The sequence below is a fragment of the Massilia oculi genome (assembly GCF_003143515.1).
Lineage (GTDB): Bacteria > Pseudomonadota > Gammaproteobacteria > Burkholderiales > Burkholderiaceae_D > Telluria > Telluria oculi.
This window is the reverse complement of sequence record NZ_CP029343.1, coordinates 504,734-524,732: the sequence shown is the minus strand read 5'-3', so window position 1 is coordinate 524,732 and position 19,999 is coordinate 504,734. Positions and strand designations below refer to the sequence as shown.

Below are 19,999 nucleotides of genomic sequence, written 5' to 3'. Positions count from 1 at the left end.
TTGAAACTTCTAGGGGCAGGAATGAGCGGCTACATCACGTACAAACTACTGAAGGCCGGTGCCATCCTGGTGGTGATCTGCCTGGTTGGGCTGTGGCAGGGATTCACCGGTCGCGATCACTGACTGCCGAGCACTGGTGCGCTGCGTGCCAGCATCAACTGCACTTCGATCGGCAGTCCAGAATAAGCTGGGTCGAGCACCAACTTCTTCGCTGTCTTGCTGTTCAGGACTGAGTTCACCCCACGCCCAGCAGCAGCGCCTGCAGCAAGCCCGACCGGCCCCGATGCCATTGCTGTGACCCCGCCGACTACCGCACGCTGCGCGGCTCCGTGATTGCCCTCTCGAGACTTGAGAAACTGCGCCGCAATGTCTGCCAGCTCTTGTAGATCCTGATTGCCGATGTTGCGCATGTTCGCTAGGCGGCCGATTGAGATATCGCCGTCTACGCCGTTCTGCGCCAGGCGCTCCAGCGCCAGCATGTTCCCGTACTGCTTGCGGGTCGTGCCAAAGGCTTCTGCCGCCTCGGGCCCGATCGAGCGGTTCAAGGCGCCCATGAGGCTGCGCCGCAGCTCTGTCGCATAGTGGGCCTCTGGCGAATTCCGTTTGCCGATCCGGTCGAGCATCTTCTTGACGTTGTAGGCCGCCTGGCCGTCCAGTTCGCCTGATGCGCCCTTCGACATGATCTCGTCGATCTGGCGCGAGATGATGCCGGCGCCGTCGGCGCCAAGCTCGCGGAAGGCAGTCGCTTCGTGCTCGGCCAGTTCGTCGAGGAACTGCGAATCGACGCGGACTTTGTTGGAGCTGAGCACGCGGTCGAACTCTCCGCCGAGCTGCTGCTGTGCATTCCGCAATGCCATCGTGACGTTGTCGGAATCCTGGCCGAAGGTGCGGCTCAGCGCCCGGTTCAGCTGGCTCTGCATCGCCTCTTCGGTCGCCGCGCGCCCGCTGAACGGGACGTAGTTCAGGCTCGACGCAATCGCATTCAGCGGCTTGCTGTTCGTGATGCGGTCGACCGGGACGTCAATCCCAAGCTCCTGGGCGCGACGCGCCAGATTCGCCACTTCGGGTTTGACGGCTCCGCCTCGCATCGCACGCCCAGTCCCGCGGGTAACGGCCAGCGCTGCCTTCCCAGCCACAGGCAAGCCGGCGCCGATTGCGCCTCCCGCCAGCGCGTCGTCGGGGCTGACCAATCCGGCAGACGCCGCGCCACTGATGCCGCCGCCCAAGGCGCGTACGCCGAGCCCGGCTGCGCCGCCGAGGCCATTCGCTTGCATACCGCTTGATGCCAGGGCAGATACCAGCGCCGGAGATGCTCCAGCTGCGCGCGCGCCCGCCGCCAGCGTGCCGCCGACCGGCAGCGTAGCCGCGATGTTGGCACCGAGCCGCCCTGCCTTGAACGCGGTCGAGTCCTTGTTCTCCTCGGTCAGAGCGTCGAAGTCGGCGTTGCGCGTGCGCGTGGCCTGGGCGATGTCGGGAATGCGATGACGATGTTCCGCTGGCAATGCTTCGCGGATCGCATTGGTCACTTTGCCCGGCAGGTAACTACCTGCGTTGAGCAGCGTATTACCAATATCGGCGATGCCGAGGGCGCCGCCTTCCAGCAAACGGCGCGCCGTGCTTTTCTCCGATTTCGGCTTCATCTCTGCCTTCGCAGGAGCGTCGTACCGGTCGAAGGGGTTCGCGCCGGCGGCCGGTGGATCGTATCGATCGAATGGATTGCTCATTATCGTCCCAGGACGGAAGCGGCGGAGCCGGCGCCATACTTGGCGTCGAAGGCGTCGCGTAGTTTCGGGTTCAGCTTCAAATGGTTGATCGCGTCGCGCGGAATGTCGGCCGGTGGCTTGCTGCCATACTTTTCGTACATCGATTCCAACGTTTTGAGCGCTGCCTTCTTGGTATCGTTTGGCACAGTAGGGTCACCGATTTGCGCAGCCATCTGGCGGTACAGCTCGACGTCCAGGTTCGACTGCGGACCTTCCATGCGCGGCTGCGCCATCATGATGTTGCCCTCGAGGACTCGCAGCTGGGCGATGTTCTTGGCGCCGTCCGTGGACGACCCGTAGTAGCGAGCGCCCTGATCGATGGCAGCGCCAAGATACGATCCTGTTGCGCCATCGATAAGCTTTCCTGCCTGCTTGATCAGTGGCATCAAGTTTTTCGCCGCGGCCTCGCGTTTTACGGCAGCCTCGCCGGGAAGTGCCTGACCATTCATGGTGGCTGGTCGTGCCACACCGGTCGCTTTATCGATCAACAGCGGTCCGCGCAAGGGATCGTTGATAATCTGAGTCTGCTGCCCTTCCCGGGTCAGTGCATTCAGCTCGCGTGCGCGGGTATCTTGACGGAGCGAGTTCTCGCGCTGAACCTGGGCCGAGAGAAGATCTCCGGGCGTGACCGTGTTTGCCATCGACCGGACCGATTTGCCGGTAGTCGGATGGATCAGTTCAGTCGTTCCGCCCAGGTTCACGCGCTCGAGGTTCTGCGCCACCTCGAGGGGAACCGGCTGTCCGCTCGAGCCATCTTCAAAGTAGGGCGCATACAGCGTCTGGTCGCCCACGTTCACCTTCTGCCACTCCTTGACCTTCGGCTGCAGCTTCAGGGCCTGGTTTTCGGCGGCGTTCGCCTCGGCCGCATAGCCGTTGTCGCGCAAGAACTGTGCGTACTGCAAGCGCTCTTGCACTAGGGCGCTGCGGCCGCCGGCGCCGCCTGGCGCGGTCATGCTCGCGGCAGCCATCGGCGCGCCAGGCGTGGTCATCGACGGCGCCGCGCCCGGCATCAAGCTCTGGAACATTGCATTGGCCGAGCGGTCCGCCGGCGGCGCCGACTTCGGTTGACCGGCGCCGCGCGACTGGCCGTATTGCGACGTCAGCTTCAGCAGGTTCTGCGCGCGCTCGCGCTGCGCCTCCTGCGCCGCCAGGTCGGATTCGGCGTTCTTGATCTGCAGCGCGCGCATCTGCTCGAGCTGGGAAGCCTGCTGCGCCTGCTGCGTGGCCTGCTGGCCAGCCATGAGGCCGCTGCCCAGGATCTGGCCCAAGCTGGTCGGAGTGCGCGACGGGCCCGAGGCCTGGAGAATCTGCGCCGCGGCGGCGAGCAGGCCCTGGGATTGCGGGTCGCCGCCGAAGATGTCGAGTAGTCCTGCCATGATGTCTCCTTAGAAATAGCTGCCGCTGGTGCCCAGCCGCCGCTGCCGAACAGGCTACCGAGGGTTCCGGTGGTTCCCCCGGCGCCGCCGCCGAACATCCCGCCAAGCTGGCTTCCGAGAAGCGCACCACCCAGGGCATTACCTGCCGTGCTGTTATAAAGCGGCTGACTGACATTCCCGGTAGTGGTGTTGGTCGTGGTCGAGTTATTGGTTGATGTAGCGCCGGCACCAAGGAAGGGTGCCAGGATGCCGCTACCCATGCCCAGGCGGCCCAAGTCGGTATTGCTGTAGTTTGCCGCGCCGCCCAAAAGGCCTTGCTGCAGGCCGATGCCGGTAGCCAGGTTGTTGCTGTTCTGACCGCGCGTGGCGAGCAGCGCCTGCACGTTCGTGTTGTCGGCCGCTTGGCGCGCCGCCGCGTCCTGGGAGGCGACGCCGTACTGCTGTCCGGAAAGACCCTGTGCCGCCGACAGGGCGCGGTTTTGGCCGTTCTCGTACGCGTTGGCCAGCGCAGACGAGTTGGCCGCCGTGGCGCCCAGGCCGAACTGCGTGTTCGAGTTGTTGAGCTGCTTCGTCAGATCGCTGATGGCCAGGCCCTCGGCAATGCCCTGGCGCGAGCCGCCATACTGGCCCGCTGCGATGGCGCCGCCACGAATACCGGGCAGGATGCTGCGCTGCAGGTTGTCGGTCAGGTTCTGCTGGTTCTGCTGGAACTGGGCGCCGGCGAGCGCGTTCCCGGCCTGGAGCGACTTCATCAGCGCCGACGTGTCGCCGCCGCCGAGCAGGCTCTGGAACGTGGGCGACAGGTTGATGCCGTTTTGCGACGGCGCCTGAACCTGCGCGCCCTGGATCGCCGGCGCGTTGAATTGGCCGCTCATGAGGGCGTTGCTGCCCGCCAGGCCATTGTTCAGGATCTGGCCGGCATTCGAGTTCAGGAAGCTGTTGCTCTGGCCGGCCAGGCTCGAGCCGCCGTTGCCGAGCAGGGATTCCAGGCCGCCCAACACGCCACCTTGGCCGCTGAGGCCCAAGAGTTGGGCGACACGCGGGTCAAGAGTCGTAGTTGAGGTGTTCGACTGCGTTCCATTCTGCGTGCCGTTCTGCGACGTGGTGGTGCTTTTCGGAGCGCCACTACCAGAGACGGCGCCGCCGATCGCCCCGCCGATAGCGCCGCCTACAGGGCCACCGAGGGCCGTCCCTACAATTGGAGCCGCGATGCCGACCAAGCTTTTCAAAAAGCCCATAGTGTTTTCCTTTGTGTAAGTTGATACCAGCTCAGGAGCTACTCACCCCGAACCAGCTCCAGTTCATGCCGTTGTGCAGGTACAGGCCGCGGCCGCTGCCCGGGTTCCACAGCACGCCGTCGGCGTAGCGGATATCCCCTTGGCGTGGCTTCGGCGGCGGCGCGTATGTGACGTCTATGTGGCCTTCGGCCAGGCGCTGGATCGCGACGGCGATCTTGCCGAGCTCTTCCTCCAGGTATCGCTGTGCACTCGGCGGCAGGTCGCTCGGCATCGGGCCTGGCGAATACTGGATTGTTGCAATGGTCGGTGTTCTCACCAGCGGCTCCCAGGTTGAATGTCGTAGTCGTAGCTCTCCAGCAGCCATTGCGCGGCCGTGCCGGACTCGATTCGCAGCGCCGGGTAGCGGGAATCCACGAAGCAGTCGCAGGCGATCGTCTCGCCGATGACGTGCTCCATCTCGGCTTCCCACTCCGGATCTGCGAACGGGTCGGTCTGGTGGCCGCCCACCCTCACAATCACGGTCTCGCCCACGTTGCCGGTCACGCGCAGGCGCACGCCGGTGATGCGCTTCGTGGTGGTGGCGTCGCCGAACGACAGCCCGCGCCGCTCGAGGTAGGCCATGGGCAGGGTTCCGTTGAACGTCGCCGAGGCGTCGAGCAGCAGCAGCTGTGCGTCGTTGGACGCCATCAGCACGCGCGCCTGGTTCGGGACGAAGCCCGGGCCATTCCAGGACGAGATATCGGATTCCCACGGATCGCCGTCCGATGCCCAGCTGTCGCTCAGCGTGCTATTCACCGGGCCGAAGGCGGCATGGTTCAGATTCGGGATGTCGCGATAGCTGACCGTCTTGTCGACGTAGTTCCAGACCAGCGCCTTGTTCGGCACCGTGCCGCCCACGCTCACGTAGCAGACGAAGACCTCATTCATAAACGGGTTCTTGAACACGAACGCGCGGTCGGTGTAGGCCGTGTCCATGTCCTGGAACAGGGCCCGGCGCGCCACCTTGTCCAGCACCGACACCGCAGACTGCCCGTCATGCACATAAACGTCGGAGCTGCCCAGCACGAAGTGCACGCCGTCGAGCTCGACGATGCAGTTGCGGTTCATGGCGCCGGCGGTGCCGAGAACCTTGCGGAAGCTGAACACGAACGGGCCGCCGGTATAGTCCATGCGCCAAACCGACTGCTCCTTGTAGATCATGAAGCTGTCGCGCAGCTGCAGGCCGTCCACGATGCGGTCACCCCCCTCGGCCAGGTCGGTCTCGCCAGCGTCCTGCGTCGGATCGCTCGGGTCCCAGGTGATCGGCACGCCGCCCGGGTCTGCCGGCGACGACCACTTGACCATGTAGCCCAGGTTGACGCCACCGCGCGTGATATTCAGCGCGACCAGGAAGTTCTTGTACGCCCGGAGAGACTTGCAGAAGGTGTTGGCCGGCCAGTTGTCGAGCACCTGGAAGCGCCCGGCAATGTCCAGATTCCAGCGCTGCGGAGGGTCGACCTCGTTCCCGGGGTTCAAAATCGGGATGCCCGACAGCATGGTGCTGGTCCAGGCGTTCTGCTTGCCTGTGTAATCGACGTCGGCGCCGGCGGTCTGGCGCGTCAGATTCGTGTGCACCGCGGCGCCGTTGACCACCGACACCGCGTAGACCTTGGCGGCGCCGGCGTAGAGCCAGTAGCTGTTGCCGCTGATGTTCAGCTGCGCCACGTGGTAGGGCGTGATCGTTGGCGCGCCATAGGCCGGGCCGTGGCCGAAGAACTGGCGCGCCGCGCCGTCCAGGAAGCGCACGTTCTGCGCGTCCGTCCAGGCGGCCGGCGGCAGCTTCTGCTGCGTCAGGTCCTTGATCACGCCCACCGAGCCGGCGCTTTCGATGGTGACCTTAGACATCGAGCGCCCCCGCCATGATGAACAGCTGGTCGACCTCGGCTTCCGTCTTGCCCAGGGCGGTCGGGATGGCCAGCACCAGCTCGTGGTCGCGCGCCATGGTCAGCGCCTGGGCCATATAGGTGCGCGCCAGCAGCTGTTCCTTCGCCGGCATGGCGCTGATGTAGGCCTGCAGCGGCTCCCACCAGCCCATTTCGATGAGCACGAGCTGCGCGTTGAGCATCGGCACGCGCGCCGGCACCTCGATCGGCGCCGCCGGCGGCTCCTTGGCTGCCAGCCCGCCCTTGACCCACTCGTAGGCCAGCGGCGAGAAGTCTGGCGGCAGCTCGGTGCTTACCATCTGCCAGCCTTCGACCGTGTGCACGGGGAAGATGACGTCAGGCGCGCGGATCTCGTCCGGCGTCATCGTGAACGGGCCGACCGCCAAGATGGCGGTGCCCACGACGAGAAGTTGCGTCATGCTGCTACCTCGATGTTAAGCAGCCGGAGCCGCGAGTTAAAGGGGGCCAAAACCAAGACGCGGTTCTGCGCCACCGCCTGGATCGGCTGCATGGTCGGACCACCTAGCTCCGGCACCACGATCGAGCCGCGCTTGACCGCCAGATCACCGTTCGACCGGTAGACCGGTATGGCCTGGATGCCGGCGCCGAAGACCAGGTAGTCGCCCTGCGACAAGCGCACGGCAGGGGTGGTGCCGATCACGCCAGCCGTACCGGTTGGCGAGACCTCCGGGATCAGCTGGGCGGTGCCGAGGGCCACGCTGGTGCCGCTGATCTTGTGCGGGACGATGTTGTATCGCTGATTGCCGGTGATGCCGGAGTTCGTGATTGCGATAAAGTCGGTGGTGTTCTGCGCCGCGACGAAGCCACCCGTGAAGCTGCCCGATAGCAGCGTACCGAAGGTCAGAACATTGCTAGCCTCCGTCACGACCACAGCCCGGGTTGCGCCGCTGTCCGTCCATGTCAGCAGCGCCGAGTTTAGGCCGAGTGGGAATAGCTGAGGATTGAAGCGCGTGACGATATTCGAATACGCAATCACCGCATTGCCAGCGCCAAGCCCAGTCGCGGCCCCGGAAGTGATCGTGGCGCCAACAACCGTCATAGCCATAACGAATACCTGCTGCGACGTGCCGTTGCCGACGGTTAGCAAGAACTTCGTTGCAGACAGCTGGCATGACGAGGTAAAGATTGGGCTGGCAGCGTTGGCCAAAGCCACGGGGGTTCCAGCGGTAGAGGTTACCCCGTTCACCGTTACGATAAGTGCCCCTGGCCCGGCGCCGCTTGAGGTTGAGTAGATGAAGACCGCTGTAGTAGCCGTGAGCGGATAAATTGCGTACTCGCCGGATACGGGCACCCCCATGTTGAGTTGCGTGCCTGGAGTTACGGTTGTGCCACTCACAGAGACCGACATGACGGTCGTGCTATTGCTCATCACGACATACAGTGTCGGGGACAACTGCGCCATGCGTGGCGATCCAATGCCGGTATCGGCATTCGGCACGGTCGCCAGCACCCCGACCGACAGCGAATACGTCGGGCTCGCGCCGGTCAGCGAGATCACGACCGCCTTACCGTTCGTGAACACGATCAGGCGCGTGGCGTCGATCCTGTAGGCGTTCAGCGGCGTCTGGCCGGAAGTCGTATCCACCGTCACCGGCGTACTCACCACCTTGCCCAAGTTGTCCACGACGAAGGCGGCATAGCCGGTCGACAGCGCAGCGAAGTGGACGCTGGTGTTCGCGTCCATGGCGACGAAGGCCGGGAAGATCGTCGTACCGAAGCCAGCCGGGAACAGCACGTCGCCGGTGATCATGCCCGGCTCCATGCCCATGCCGGTGACCAGCCAGACGCCGGCAGCCGTCGCGTTCTCCTTGAGCGAGACGAAGGCGACGCCGCCGGCGGCCACCGCCTGGAGCAGCGTGCCAGCGTTATCGCGGATCCCGGTCGAGTACATGCCCTTGCTGTTGTCGATGATGAACTGCGGGCCGCCCAGGGTCAGGCCGGTCGCGCTCGGTAGCGTGACGGACTTGCCCTGGGCGGTCATTTGCACCGGCACCAGCTGGAAAGCCGTGGTGAGCGCGACATTGTCGGTAGCGGTGGCGGCGACGGTCGCAATGCCGGGATTCGAATAGACGACCGAGCCGTTCAGCACGCGCACGTACTTGCCGTTGTTCGCCGGATCGTCCAGGCCGGGCAGGGCAGCGCTGAACGCAGCCTGGTCGAGCGCATTCTTCGTGATCGACAGCAGGCGGAACTCGGTGCCGGTATAGCAGGCGGCGTAGATGACGCCCGGCACCAGGTCGCCCTGGATCAGGTCGAGGCCGTTCACGCTCTTGAGTGGCTTGGCGTCCAGCGCCGAGATCTTGATGGTCGACGCGCCGGTGTTCGCCACGGTCACGCCGAACACGACGGTCATGCGCTTGCCGTAGCCGATGATTGGCCGGGCCGGCGCGACGGTGTACGCATTGGCTGCGCCGCCGTCGACGCCGGTGCACATGATCGCGCCTTCGAAGCCAGCCAGGTCGTTCAGCAGCGAGGTCTTGACGTTGCGGATGTGGTCGTCGCCCTGGGATTTTGGATCCCCCGGCGTCGGGTTGGTCGGCACCAGTTCGGAAATGTGGGTAGCGGATTCGAGGGCCATGTGTTGCCTATGGTGTAGAGGTGTCGTTTCGCACGACCAGATCGCCGGCCGTGCCTTTTGTCGAGTTGGCGGCGCCGAGCGCGGCCTGGTACTTGCCTTCCCACGTCGCCAGGCCTTCCTGGTCGCGCACCCAGATCATCAGCTCGGCCATCGTCGCAGCGAGGTAGAGCGACGGGTTGCGGGCGATGAGCCAGTTGCTGCCGTCTTCCGCATCGGCCAGCGGCGGCAGCGTCATGCGCGCCGACAGGTTGAGCTGGTAGACACCGTCGGGGGAGGGGCCGAGATACAGGAAATCGCCGATCGTCGCGTAGCAGGCCGGGCGGCCGGTCGTGGCGTCGTCGTAGCGCGCATTGAACGAGTCGGCCGTCAGGTGTCCCAGCGGCTTCGCACCCGGGACACCGATCGAGCGGATCTCGATCACCTCAGTGGGCAGCGGCAGCATGCTCTGGCCCGCCACGGTCGTGATGCTCATGCTCGACTCGATGCCGCGGGCTTCCAGGTCGGCGCTCATGCGCTCCTCGGCCAGCATCACGAAATCGGGAATGCGCGGCGTCAAGTCCTTGCGGTGCGACCAGCTGACCACGGCATCGAGAAGCCAGGTGTAATCGCGAGCGGCCATTAGAAATTGCCTTTCCAGATGCGGAACATGCTGTTGTCGGGGTGCTGCACGAGGCGCTTGATGTGCACCTCGTTGCCCATGAACTCATAGAACGAGATGCCGTTGTCGTTACAGTATTTCTCGACGATCACGTTCGGGATGCGCGCCGCATGCTTCACATCGGCAGTACCGTGGTGGCCTTCGCTGTGCCGGCGCTTGGCGTCTTCGAGGATCGCCGTGCAGTCCTGCGAACGGCCGATTACCAGCTTGTCGTCTTGGGTAAAGATGCGGGTTTCGAGGTTCATTGCAGACCTTGGGTTGATTGATGGCGACGCATAACGCGCCACCTATAAGGACGGACCGGATTAGCCGGCGGCTCGTCACCGAGGTAACCGGCCGCGAACATCGATGCTCCGGCGAGGGTTGATGCAAGGGCGCCCGAGGGCTTCAAAGCCACCGTGCCGGCAGCAGACATCTCGGCACCAGCAAGCGCTGAGGCAAAAGCGCCGCGGTTCAGCACCGCGCCAGCACCAGACATCGAGGCGCCCGAAAGCTGCGAGGCGAGGGCGCCGGAAGGCGAATTGCCGACCGTGCCGCCAGCAGCCATCCCAGCGTTATCCAGGGCTGACACGAGCACGCCACTGACAATCACTGCGCCGCTGCTTGACATACCTACATCACCGGTAGTCGACGACAGCGCCCCCGATACACCCTGGTCTGGCGTGTCGACGGTGAAGTTGTCGACCCGGATCTGGTCAGTCGAAGCACTGGCGAAACGCAATCCTGTGTAGCCGCGGGCCGTGATGGTTGCGTCCGCAACCGGCCCTAGTATCGTTACATCATCGAGCAGCGCACTTATCTGATCACCCCGCATACGCAGCGTGATCTTCGGCTCGGCGCCAACACCGAAGTTCATCGACTGCGACAGCAAGGTGATCGCGTTATTGTTGACAAACCGAGCCAGCACCAGCCCCGAGCCGTTGTTGACCAGTCTGACCTGGTAAAAGGTCAGGGCTGCGCCGCCAGGACCGGTCATGCGGCCGCAAACCCCGACAGATGGAGAATTGGCCGCGCTAGCGAAGAACAGGCCGGCGCTGACGTCGTAGTCGGCGGTTTCGGCTTGGACATCGGAGCGGCAGTAGACGGAAGTTGCTGTTGTAGATTGCCGGGCGCGACTTCCTAAGAGCTGGGAGGTGCCAGATGCCGCGGCGAGCGTCGAGCGGACCCATGCGGCGTTGTAGTTCTCCAGCAACTGTCCATCGGGCCCGGCGAACTCGTCGCGGAATATCTGGGCCATATCAGTTGATCTGCATGCCGCCGTAGGTGAACGTCGGGAATGCCTGCTTGCCGATTCCCTCGACGATGTCCTTGAATGTTGCGGCGGTAGCGAGAAATGCCGCGCTGATCCCGCGGGCGGCCAGGCCGTCAGCCAACGTGACGATCTCGGCCGATGGGATGCTCGACACCGGGTCGTCGCGGCCGAAGTCAGGCAGCGCGAGCAAGCGCGGATCCGCCAGCATGCCGGAGTGGTCTTGTGATTTTGCGAGCGCCAGCGCCCAACTCAGGTCAGCCGCGTAAGCTGCTCCGAAGTCGCGCGTGTATTCGCCGACCACTGGCTCATTGATCGGGTCTTCTTCAGGTCCATACAGCTGCACGTTGCTCACGTAGTAGCGCTTGGTGGCGGTCATGCTGATCTCCTTTAGCCTGCGGTTTGCTCGGAGGCGGTGATGGTGAACGCGCCCGAGACTGGGCACAGGATGAAACTGGCGCCGATCGGCAGGTTGATGCCGTAGGGCGCGCCGACGGTCTGGTTCAGCGCCAGGCCGACTGTGAGGGCCCCGGTGTTTCCGTTCGTCCAGGTGGCCACGATCGTGCCGCTCGAGCAGGTCAGCGGAGCCGTGCCGACTCGGGCCTGCAACGAGCACGTGCTGCCGCCAGCGAGGTTGAGCGACGCCGAGCAGGATGGGCTGATCGTCACGATCGCGGCCTTGGTGGCGTTGATCGCCTGGTATGCGGTCGACACAGCGACCGTGCGGGTGGTCGGCAGGCCATAGTCGAACGTGTATGGGCCGACCGGCGCAGGCTTGTTGATGAGGTCGTTGTAGTCGCCGGTGCTGGCCACTGGCGCGAACGTTGGTTTGCCGGTCAGGTCCGCATATGCGCCGCTGAACAGTGTGGGCCTGCCCACCAGCTCGGCCCACGCGCCAGTGATCGCTACGGGCGCCAGGCCGGTCAGGTCGGCCGCCTCGCCGGTCATCGCCACCGTCTTGAGCAGCGGCTTGTTCAGGATCTGGCCGGCACCGCTGGTGGCGTTCCAGTCCGGGTTGACCTGGGCCGGGATGTTCGCCGAGAGCACGCCATTGCTCGCGACCAGGCCGGCGCCGACGGTCAGGTACGCCGGCAGCTTCGTAGCGTGGCTCCAGATCAGGATGCCGTCGCTGGCAGGATTGTCCAGCGTGCGCGCCTGATTGGCGGTATCGGTGCTGTTGCGCTGCGTGACGATGATGCTGTTCGCAGCCGCCGAAGCTTCAGTGGCGGCGGAAACGGCCAGCAAGAGCGTGATGACGTGGATTGCGAGCTTTTTCATGGGTTCCCTTCGGTAATGACAGCAGAGGTGCAGGAGACTTGGACGCCGGCCGTGATTGCGGTCGTGTTCAGGTTGAAGTCGGCGCCGGACGTACCGACACTGAAGTCCTTGACGAATGCACCGGTCGAGTCGACCACGCGGCCCCAGGTGGCAGTTCCGGTAGCATTGGCCGATGCGTCCGGCGAGATCGCTGAGAACGTCAGCACGCCGCCGGATGCATTCGGCGCGCTTGGAAACGACAGGACCAGTTCAGCAAGGAGCGTGGTTCCTGCGCCGCCAGTGGCTGGCCGGGTGCCGTCATAGACGCGCAGGGTTCCGGCAGCGCCGCCCTTATCGATGTCAGTCTTGATTGCGTTGGCGCGCGTGTTACGCAGTGCAGTGTTGAAGCCGATCGTCATGCGGCACCTCGCAGGCTGGCTTTCGTTGCTTCCGCCCAGGCGATAGCCGCAGCGCGTGCAGCGTGCTCGGTCTCTTCCGATCCAGTGGTCTCGATCGGCTTGCCGTCGGCGCCGTACACGCGGCAGTGCCAGTGCCAGCGCCCATCGGTCGGCTCGGGGTTGATGAAGTATTCGTGGTAGGCGCGGCTGCCCGGGGCTCCGCGAGGGTCAGGGCTGGCGGAGATCGTCTGATCCACGGTCGACTTCTTGAAGCGGTCGAGCAGTCCCATTACAGACCCTCGCCATTGGTGAAGTACAGATTGGTGGTGCCGCTGGCGGTGACTGCGGCCACATGCGACGCGGTGCCGGTGGTGAACGTCTCGGTGGCGCCGGCCTTGATCGGCATCTTCGCGGCGTTCGAGGCCACGGTGACATCGCCGAAATGCAGGAAGGCGGTCGCGGTGCCGTCGTTGACCACGCGCACCACGCTCGAGTTGGGATCGATCTGCACGCGTGCCGACGTCGTGGTCGCCGCCAGCGTCACAGTGTCAGCGCCGGAGGGGCGAAGGTTTTCAGGGTCATGATTGTTCCGAGCAAGGATAAAAAAAGGCGACCCCGAAGGGCCGCCCATTCCACTGCCAGCGCCGTGGGTTACAGCACGTCGAGCACGGCGCCGTTGGCGGCCGGGTTGATCGCTTCCAGCGTGCCTTCCAGCAGGATTTGGTTGCGCTCGCTGTCGCCGGTCTTGGCCAGCGGCGATTTCTGCCATGGGCGGAGGGTGGCGAAGGCCCATTTGTCCGACTGCAGGACGAACACGTCGCGAGCGCGCTGCTGGATGTTCACGACCGCCTTCAGGGTGCCGAAGTCCGACACATAGACATCGATCGAAGCGTTCAGCTTGTTGTCGGCGTCCTTCTGGCGGGTCGCGTTGCCGGTGAAGGTCGAGAAGGTCTGCTTCTGGGTGGCGCCCATCATGATGACGTTCGGGCGCCCGCCGGCGATGTAGGTCTTCTGCAGCGTGTCCTTCAGCAGCGACTCGGTGAACGCGCGGGCGGTACCGTCAGTCTGCGCCACATTGGTTACGTAGTTCGGGGCAACGTAGCCGGCGCCCGAGCTCACGTTCGCGCCGACCATCCAGCCGACCAGGCCACGCATTTGGCGCGGGCCGTTGGCGGTCACGCTGTTGCGGGTCAGGGCGAACTCCAGATCCAGCTTCATCTCGGCCGATTTCAGGGCCATCTGCTTGGCCATTTCCGACTTCTTACCGGCTTTGTCGACGCTTTCCTGGGTGCCCGAAACGCTCGCAGCTTCTTTCAGGATCTGGGTGTAGTTGCCCAGGCGGACTTGTGGGGTCACTGCGGTGGCGGTGGTATCGTCGCCTTCGGCTTGCGCGTTCTGCTTGGCAGCGCGCAGGGCCTGGGTTTGCCATTCGTGCAGCGTGCCCGAGGCCGAGGACTTGCCGATCATCGAGTAGAACGGCGTCTCACTCGGGGTGATCATGTCGATGATGTCGGTCAGGTCTTCGCGGTTGCCGACTGCGGCGGTCGAAACGTAGGTATTGGTTGGTGCGGCCATTGTGGCCTCCTATGAATTTGGTGGTTACAGGAAAGCAGATAAGGCGGCAGCAGCGTCCTTGACGGAGCCGGTCTGCTTGAGCTGTTTGATTGCGGTGGTGCGGCCATCGCCCGGGCGTGCCGAATCGGCATTACCAGGGCGCTCGACCTTTGGCGGCGCGGCTGCGACTTTCTTGGTGGTAGCTCGTGCACGTTCCATCAATGCGTCGAATTGCATCGCCTTACGGGCCATCAGTACTGCGCGGTGGTCGGTGAATACCGCTTCCTCCGGCGTCAGACCCTGGCTCATCAGATACTCTTTGATCTGCGTCGATTCCGCTTTCGCTTTCGCCGGATCACGCCACTCGGGCAGCTTGGCAAGGAGGAGTTCTTGCTGCGTTGCGAGGTGCTGACGTTGGGCGTCCAGTTGCTCGGATTGACGCTGATCGTTGATCTTCTGCAGCTCCTGCTGGGCCTGCTGGAGCTCAGCGTGCCTTGCTTGCAAGGTGCGTTGCTTCATCAGGTATTCCGTTGGGTCGTTCTGCAGCAGTTCTTCAGTGAGCTGCGCCGCGAGGGCATTCAGCTCGTATGTTGCCTGGTCGGCGAAGCTGCCCAACTTCGTCGCATATTCGTCTCGCTGAGCGCGGGCTTGAACGGCCTGGGCATCAGCTTCCTTGCGCTGTTCGGCCAGGGCCATCGTCTTCTGCGTGTAGTCCTGCAGACGCATGCCTGCCTTGACGTGCTCAGCCATCTCATCGGCGGTCAGGGTGACGTCCTTGCCGTCGACTTTGATCGTGAACGACTGGGGCGCGGCCGGAGCATCGTCGGCAGGGTTACCGTCGCCTTCGACCTGCTCACGCGCCAGACGCTCTGCCGCTTCGGCTTCGGTTTCCTCGGCCGGCGCGGCTTCAGCAGGCGAAGGTTCGGCGGCTGCAGGGACTGCCTCGGGCTCGTCGCTCAGGCGCGATTCGAACGCGCTGGCGGCGGCGAAGGCGTCCATCGGGCCGCCAGCCGAGCCGGTGGCGCCGTCGGTGGCCTGATCCATCAGGCGGGGCTTATTCCAGTAATTCGGGTGCATTCGTTATCCTTCGATCGCGACGACTTCGCCGCTGGAGACTTGATAGGCCGGTTTGCCAATGAGGACTTGGGCATTGATCCCGCCGCCCAGGTCGAACAGGTCACCACGCGCTTCTGGATACCAGATGCGCGTGGTCAGCCGGGTATCCTTACGGGCGGCGTCCATCACAGTGAGCCAATCGACCGGACGGGGCGGCGGGGCAGAGGTCAGCGAATTACCACTCCCTCCGCCCGCTCCCGCGCCAGCATCGCCTGCTCGTGCTCCAGGTCCACTTTCGCCAGTCGGCCGTCCGTCATTGCCGCTTCCAGCGTCGAGCGCAGCTTGTGCAGCAGCTTTACCGTCATCCACAACGTTTCGCGCCCTGCGGGGTCGCGTGCTGGGCTGTTTTTCCATGCTTCGACATGCTCCTGTTCAATATCGGCGAAGGCCTTGGCGAAGGCGGGGTTGTCCAGCACTTGGCGCGCCTGCTCGCCCTGCGTGATGCGTTGTTCAAGCGTTTCCATTGGCTGCCATGTCCTCGTTCGATTGGGTTTCGGCGGCAGCCAGAGATTCGCTCTGTGCGCGCGCGGAGATCTGTGCTGCTACGATCTTTGCATCCAGGCCAGCGTCGATTTCGTGGCGCCGCAGGGCCAGCTTTTCGCGCTCGAGTGCTATCCTGTCCATCTGTTCGGCATGACGGCGCTGTGCGTCGCGCTCGGTCTGCTCTGCCTCCAGGAAGATGCGCTGCTCCTGCTGCTGCGCCTCGAGCTGCTGCCGATTCAGATCAACTTCCTTCTGCGCCTGCGCTTTGCGCTCCGCCGTCTCGCGTTCGATCTGCGCCAGCATCTGCGCCTTCTCGCGCTCGAACTCGAGCTGCTCCTTGCGGGCCTGCGCGTCGAGCTGCGCCTTCACTACGGCCGGATCCTGCTGAGGTTCCTTCTGCGGCATCTGCGCCGGGTCGGTGAAGAAACGGTCAGCATCGCGGAAGCCCAGGGCCTCGGTCAGCTTTTTGTCCGCGGCGAACAGGTTGGCCGGCGTGGCGTAGCCGATCTGCAGCGCGGTGACCTGCGACTGCTTCAGAGCCATGAGGTGCTGGACCAGCTGATCCTTGTTGCCGGTGCCCAGGCCTACGCCCGGCGACATGTCGAACTGGTTCGTCCATTCGCGCGGGTCGACGTCGGCCCAGCCGCCGGACAGCTTCACCTGCTCGGCCTTGTTCTGGTACTGCGACACGAGCCGCAGCATCTTCTTGAACAGCCGTGCGAAGCCAGTTTCAGCCATGGTGCGCGCCACCAGCTCCAGGCGCTCATCTGCCCGGTTGGTGACGATGTTCGACTGCGTAGCGGTCTGCGCAACCTGCATGCCGCCGCCCTGGCTCTGCCGGGTGTAGCCGGTGGCTTCCTCTGCATCGCGCTCGGCCGCTTCCATCATGCCCATCGCGCTGGCGATGTCGCCCACGCCCTGGTCGAGGCGGCCGACGCCTTGTGGGTTCTTCACACGCACCACACCGCCTGGACGGCTGTTGAGCAGGTCGTCGATGTTCACCTGTTCCGGAACCGCCCAATAGCGGCCGTTCACTTGCAGGTACAGGTTGTCCAGCACCGAGCGCTTCAGGCTCGTCTTGATCTTCTGGTGTGGCATGGCCAGATCAGCCATCGACCAGCCGAAGAACTGGTGCGGCAGAGGGATCGATGCCAGGTCAACGAACGGATTCGCGTCCACCTTCTCGCGATCGAGGATCTTGCCGCCGGCGCGCATCACCTTAAACAGTGCGGCGCCATCGCCATCCAGGTCGGCATAGACGTAGCATTCCTCCAGCCAGACAAGGCGCGAATCCTTGTCTTCGGACTCAGCCGGGGCGATCAACTGGCTTTGCAGCCCGAGGAGATCGCGCTCGCGTGCCTCTGGCGTCTCGGCCGGGTCGTCGAAGCTCATGCCCTCGGTGTCGTATCCCCGCTCCTTCAGGTACGCCACAGTGCGGCGCACGCGATGACCCTTGAACGTGTTGTCGTCGATGTCCTTGCAGCTGCGCGACACGAACATCTCGTCGGGCGGAATATTCTCGATGCACAGGCGGCCACCTTCGCGCGTGCGCTTGACGGTGATGTCGTAGAGCATCGGGACCGGCTGCTGCTGCATGGCGGCGAACTGCTGCTGCGCCTGCTGTAGCTGCTGCATGCCCTGTTGCGCAGCCTGGGGATTCTGCGCGGATTGCTGCTGCACTTGCGCAGCCATCTGCTGCAACTGCTGTCCTGCCTGTTCGAGTGCGCTGGCTTTCTGCTTGGCGGCCGCCTCGTCCTCGTATGCGCGCTGCCCGGTTACCTCGATTTCCTCGTCGTCCAGCAGGATCGCCAGTTGCACATCGGTCTGGCCGCGGTATTCCTCGGTCGTTTCGACCGGCGCATCGTCCCACCAGACCTTGATGAACCCGACCTTGGACTTGAGCGCGTCCATGATCCAGGTGTAGATGATCATGTAGCCTGGGTTCTTCTTGCGCAGCAGGTAGTTCAGGTACTCCGTCGCCTGCTTGGCCTTCTTCTCGTCATCCGGCTGGGTTTCGGTGAACTCGACCACGTTGTCGGTGCCGCAGAATATCTTCATCAGCGGGCCGTGCATGCCCAGGATGGTATTGGCAACCGTGGTGTCGACTACCGACGAGCGGCCCTCAACCTCTGGCGGCGCCAGGTCACCTTTCGGGAGGCCCTGGAAATAGTATTCAGCCTTGGCGCGCGCTGCCGCCAGCAGGCCGCCGTAGCCGGATTCCGCGCTGGCGTCCTGCATTTCTGCGTCGGTGAGCGCGCGCAGCTGGTCGTCTGTCATTTTTGCCATCAGGTGCTTCCGAGTGATCTGTAGTTGAGTGATCCGCCCCATTCCTCGTTGCGCATGTCGTCGGCATTGATCGCCACGTAGCGGAGGTTGTCGGCGCCGTGGCTCCACTCATCGTGAAGCGGCGCGCCTGGCTCGTTGGTCTGCTTGTTGATCGAGCGGCGGTAGCGTTTGGCGCACTGCACCAACCGCGCAGTGCGGTCCTTGTCGAAGTACATGCGGCCGAAAGCCATGCGGGTGACACGGATGCCATCCTCCACGCTCATGTTCGGCGTGATGCGTACCGACCAGCCCAGCGCCTCCATGATTTCCTTTGCACTCTTGCCGGTCTGGATGTTCTTGTGCTCGCCGTCGTGGGGCAGGTAGACGTTGCCCCAGTTGTATCCCTTGAGCTTCAGGTCGGCCGAATAGCTGTCGAGCGTGCGCCGGTTATCCTCGATGTACTCGATGATGCGCAGCTCCGACGAGTGCTTCTGCACCAGGCTGATAGCCATGGCGTCGTTCCAACCAAGATCGAACACGACGTGGACCTTGAGCATCGGATCGTAGGGGATGTTGCAGATGCGCCTGTCGGCCTCGACCTTCGTCATCTCGTCGTAGTAGATCGCGCCGGCCACCGCGGGCTTGCACACGCCACCCCAAATGTTGTCGTAGTCCTTAGGCTGATTTTGCAAACAGTCGAGGCGCTCTTGCTCCAGCTTGTCGGTGAACCACGGGTTGTCATTGAAGTTCATCTGCACAACCATCGCGCCGGTCGGAGGGGTAGCGACGAACATCTGGTAGGTCACGTCCGTTTCCAACTCTGGGTTGAATGTGATCCAGATTTCCGAGCCCGGCTTGCGGATGGTCGGTCGCAGGACATCCCACGACTTCTTGCTGACCGCCTGGGCTTCCTCTACCCAGCAGATGTCGACGCCCTCGAACGACTTGATCGTGGTGACGGTGTGCTGTGCCAGGCCGGAATAGGCAAACGTCGTGCCGTTCTTGCCTCTGATCTCGTAGGCCAGCACCTCGTAGAAGTCGGACAGGCCAAGCTCGGCGATCTGGTCCTTCAGCAGCGTGTGCACCGAATCCTCGATCGACTTTTGCACCTCACGCGCGCACAGGATGCGGAGAGGCCGCTCGGCACCCAGGATCAGCAGCGCTCGGGCAAAGCCCCAACTCTTGCCGGAGCCGCGCCCACCGTGCGCTGTCTTGTAGGGCGCTGGCTCGAACAGGAAGGCGAGTTTTTCGGGGAACTTAGCTGTTTCCATTGGGTTTCACGAACTCGACCTTGATGCCGGTGAACAGGCCGGTGCCATTCGCGCCGGTCAACTCCGTTTTATCGGTGAACATCTTCAGGTGCTTGCCGAGCAGCTCGGCCCCCTTGAGGACGGCGCTTGCATCGAACTTGTATTCGCCGGTCGCTTCACCATCACGATCGCGGACGGGCTCGGCCTGCTTGCACCGCTCGATGGTGTCCACGATCGTGCGCAGGACGTAATCAGCGTCCACCTGAGTGCGCTCGGTGCGCTGATTCATGGCGGCCTGGATGGCGGCGGCGACACTAACATTTGCTAACAGGCGGCTACCTTGCTCATTGGCGGTTTTCGCGCTGTACCCGGCGCGGATCGCTGCCTGTGTTGCATTGAGGTCAATGAGGTATTCAGCGACGAAGCGCTGCTGCTTGTCGGTGAGACTCATAGTGGTCGCGGAATAAAAAAGCCCGCGCGCGGCGGGCAAAGGGGATGCAGGAAGGATTGGGCCCCGCACCCCGGAGGAGACAAGGAGGGTGGACAGCCCCGCGATGTGCCGCACACGGCGGACGGAGGGTGAGCGGGCGTCCACCACACGGCTGCTGACTGGTGCGCATCGGCCGGGATTCGCCCAGCCGTCCAATCAGCATGCGTGTGGCACCTCGTTTCGTGAGGCATCCGGCGATCTTGCGGCGGCCGCGCGCTCAATCGCACCGAGCTGGGGTTGATCAACCACCATCAGCAACTGGTGGGGCCACACGGCTGCGCACTCCCCGTGCAGTAACCGAGCGCGCTGCTCGGGCTTGCATGTTCGGCGCTCAATGCGCATGCGTGTGGTGACTGGTTACGCCAGTCAGGCGGCAACAGC

Annotated in this window: 22 protein-coding genes; all 22 read right to left on the bottom strand. The window is 64.0% G+C overall.

Going from position 1 to position 19,999, the window contains the following annotated elements:
- Window positions 1–116: 116 nt before the first annotated feature.
- The 22 genes from DIR46_RS02385 to DIR46_RS02285 all read right to left on the bottom strand — a co-directional run bounded on the left by DIR46_RS02385 (window position 117) and on the right by DIR46_RS02285 (window position 19,579).
- Window positions 117–1,724: a hypothetical protein gene (locus tag DIR46_RS02385; RefSeq protein WP_109343816.1), complete on the bottom strand. Its 1,608-nt coding sequence runs from the start codon at window positions 1,722–1,724 to the stop codon at window positions 117–119.
- Entirely contained in the window at window positions 1,724–2,950 is a 1,227-nt protein-coding gene (locus DIR46_RS02380) for a hypothetical protein (RefSeq protein WP_109343815.1), read from the bottom strand. The genes DIR46_RS02385 and DIR46_RS02380 overlap by 1 nt, the downstream gene beginning before the upstream one ends.
- Window positions 2,869–4,377, bottom strand: a complete 1,509-nt coding sequence (locus tag DIR46_RS02375) for a hypothetical protein (RefSeq protein WP_162819393.1) — start codon at window positions 4,375–4,377, stop codon at window positions 2,869–2,871. Before DIR46_RS02375 ends, DIR46_RS02380 begins: the two co-directional genes overlap by 82 nt.
- A 31-nt stretch (window positions 4,378–4,408) precedes the next feature.
- Window positions 4,409–4,693 carry a hypothetical protein gene (locus tag DIR46_RS02370; protein WP_162819392.1) on the bottom strand — a complete coding sequence of 95 codons (285 nt, stop codon included), beginning with the start codon at window positions 4,691–4,693 and terminating at the stop codon, window positions 4,409–4,411.
- Window positions 4,690–6,261 carry a hypothetical protein gene (locus DIR46_RS02365; RefSeq protein WP_109343812.1) on the bottom strand — a complete coding sequence of 524 codons (1,572 nt, stop codon included), beginning with the start codon at window positions 6,259–6,261 and terminating at the stop codon, window positions 4,690–4,692. Before DIR46_RS02365 ends, DIR46_RS02370 begins: the two co-directional genes overlap by 4 nt.
- Window positions 6,254–6,718, bottom strand: a complete 465-nt coding sequence (locus DIR46_RS02360; protein WP_109343811.1) for a hypothetical protein — start codon at window positions 6,716–6,718, stop codon at window positions 6,254–6,256. The genes DIR46_RS02365 and DIR46_RS02360 overlap by 8 nt, the downstream gene beginning before the upstream one ends.
- A complete protein-coding gene (locus tag DIR46_RS02355) occupies window positions 6,715–8,898 on the bottom strand; it encodes a hypothetical protein (RefSeq protein WP_109343810.1) in 2,184 nt (727 codons plus the stop codon). The genes DIR46_RS02360 and DIR46_RS02355 overlap by 4 nt, the downstream gene beginning before the upstream one ends.
- Window positions 8,899–8,905: 7 nt before the next feature.
- Entirely contained in the window at window positions 8,906–9,517 is a 612-nt protein-coding gene (locus DIR46_RS02350) for a phage adaptor protein (RefSeq protein WP_109343809.1), read from the bottom strand.
- Window positions 9,517–9,801 (bottom strand): hypothetical protein, encoded by a 285-nt coding sequence (locus DIR46_RS02345; protein ID WP_109343808.1) that lies wholly within the window; start codon window positions 9,799–9,801, stop codon window positions 9,517–9,519. The genes DIR46_RS02350 and DIR46_RS02345 overlap by 1 nt, the downstream gene beginning before the upstream one ends.
- Window positions 9,798–10,793, bottom strand: coding sequence for a hypothetical protein (locus tag DIR46_RS02340; protein ID WP_109343807.1), 996 nt, complete (start codon window positions 10,791–10,793; stop codon window positions 9,798–9,800). Before DIR46_RS02340 ends, DIR46_RS02345 begins: the two co-directional genes overlap by 4 nt.
- Before the next feature lies 1 nt (window position 10,794).
- Entirely contained in the window at window positions 10,795–11,184 is a 390-nt protein-coding gene (locus DIR46_RS02335; RefSeq protein WP_109343806.1) for a hypothetical protein, read from the bottom strand.
- An 11-nt stretch (window positions 11,185–11,195) separates the two neighbouring features.
- Window positions 11,196–12,083 (bottom strand): hypothetical protein, encoded by an 888-nt coding sequence (locus DIR46_RS02330; protein WP_109343805.1) that lies wholly within the window; start codon window positions 12,081–12,083, stop codon window positions 11,196–11,198.
- Window positions 12,080–12,481, bottom strand: a complete 402-nt coding sequence (locus DIR46_RS02325; protein ID WP_109343804.1) for a hypothetical protein — start codon at window positions 12,479–12,481, stop codon at window positions 12,080–12,082. Before DIR46_RS02325 ends, DIR46_RS02330 begins: the two co-directional genes overlap by 4 nt.
- On the bottom strand, window positions 12,478–12,750 hold the full coding sequence (locus DIR46_RS02320; protein ID WP_109343803.1) for a hypothetical protein: 273 nt from the start codon (window positions 12,748–12,750) through the stop codon (window positions 12,478–12,480). Before DIR46_RS02320 ends, DIR46_RS02325 begins: the two co-directional genes overlap by 4 nt.
- Window positions 12,750–13,004, bottom strand: a complete 255-nt coding sequence (locus tag DIR46_RS02315; RefSeq protein WP_109343802.1) for a hypothetical protein — start codon at window positions 13,002–13,004, stop codon at window positions 12,750–12,752. The genes DIR46_RS02320 and DIR46_RS02315 overlap by 1 nt, the downstream gene beginning before the upstream one ends.
- Window positions 13,005–13,111: 107 nt before the next feature.
- Window positions 13,112–14,035, bottom strand: coding sequence for a DUF5309 domain-containing protein (locus DIR46_RS02310; RefSeq protein WP_109343801.1), 924 nt, complete (start codon window positions 14,033–14,035; stop codon window positions 13,112–13,114).
- Window positions 14,036–14,059: 24 nt separating this feature from the next.
- The gene (locus tag DIR46_RS02305; RefSeq protein WP_109343800.1) at window positions 14,060–15,091 is read right to left on the bottom strand and encodes a hypothetical protein; all 1,032 of its coding nucleotides are present in this window, start codon (window positions 15,089–15,091) and stop codon (window positions 14,060–14,062) included.
- 3 nt (window positions 15,092–15,094) lie between these two features.
- The gene (locus DIR46_RS26355) at window positions 15,095–15,256 is read right to left on the bottom strand and encodes a hypothetical protein (RefSeq protein WP_162819391.1); all 162 of its coding nucleotides are present in this window, start codon (window positions 15,254–15,256) and stop codon (window positions 15,095–15,097) included.
- 41 nt (window positions 15,257–15,297) lie between these two features.
- Entirely contained in the window at window positions 15,298–15,594 is a 297-nt protein-coding gene (locus DIR46_RS02300) for a hypothetical protein (RefSeq protein WP_109343799.1), read from the bottom strand.
- Window positions 15,581–17,899 carry a portal protein gene (locus DIR46_RS02295; RefSeq protein WP_162819390.1) on the bottom strand — a complete coding sequence of 773 codons (2,319 nt, stop codon included), beginning with the start codon at window positions 17,897–17,899 and terminating at the stop codon, window positions 15,581–15,583. Before DIR46_RS02295 ends, DIR46_RS02300 begins: the two co-directional genes overlap by 14 nt.
- Window positions 17,899–19,149: a PBSX family phage terminase large subunit gene (locus DIR46_RS02290; protein WP_109343797.1), complete on the bottom strand. Its 1,251-nt coding sequence runs from the start codon at window positions 19,147–19,149 to the stop codon at window positions 17,899–17,901. Before DIR46_RS02290 ends, DIR46_RS02295 begins: the two co-directional genes overlap by 1 nt.
- Entirely contained in the window at window positions 19,136–19,579 is a 444-nt protein-coding gene (locus DIR46_RS02285) for a terminase small subunit (RefSeq protein WP_109347873.1), read from the bottom strand. The genes DIR46_RS02290 and DIR46_RS02285 overlap by 14 nt, the downstream gene beginning before the upstream one ends.
- Between the last annotated feature and the right edge of the window lie 420 nt (window positions 19,580–19,999).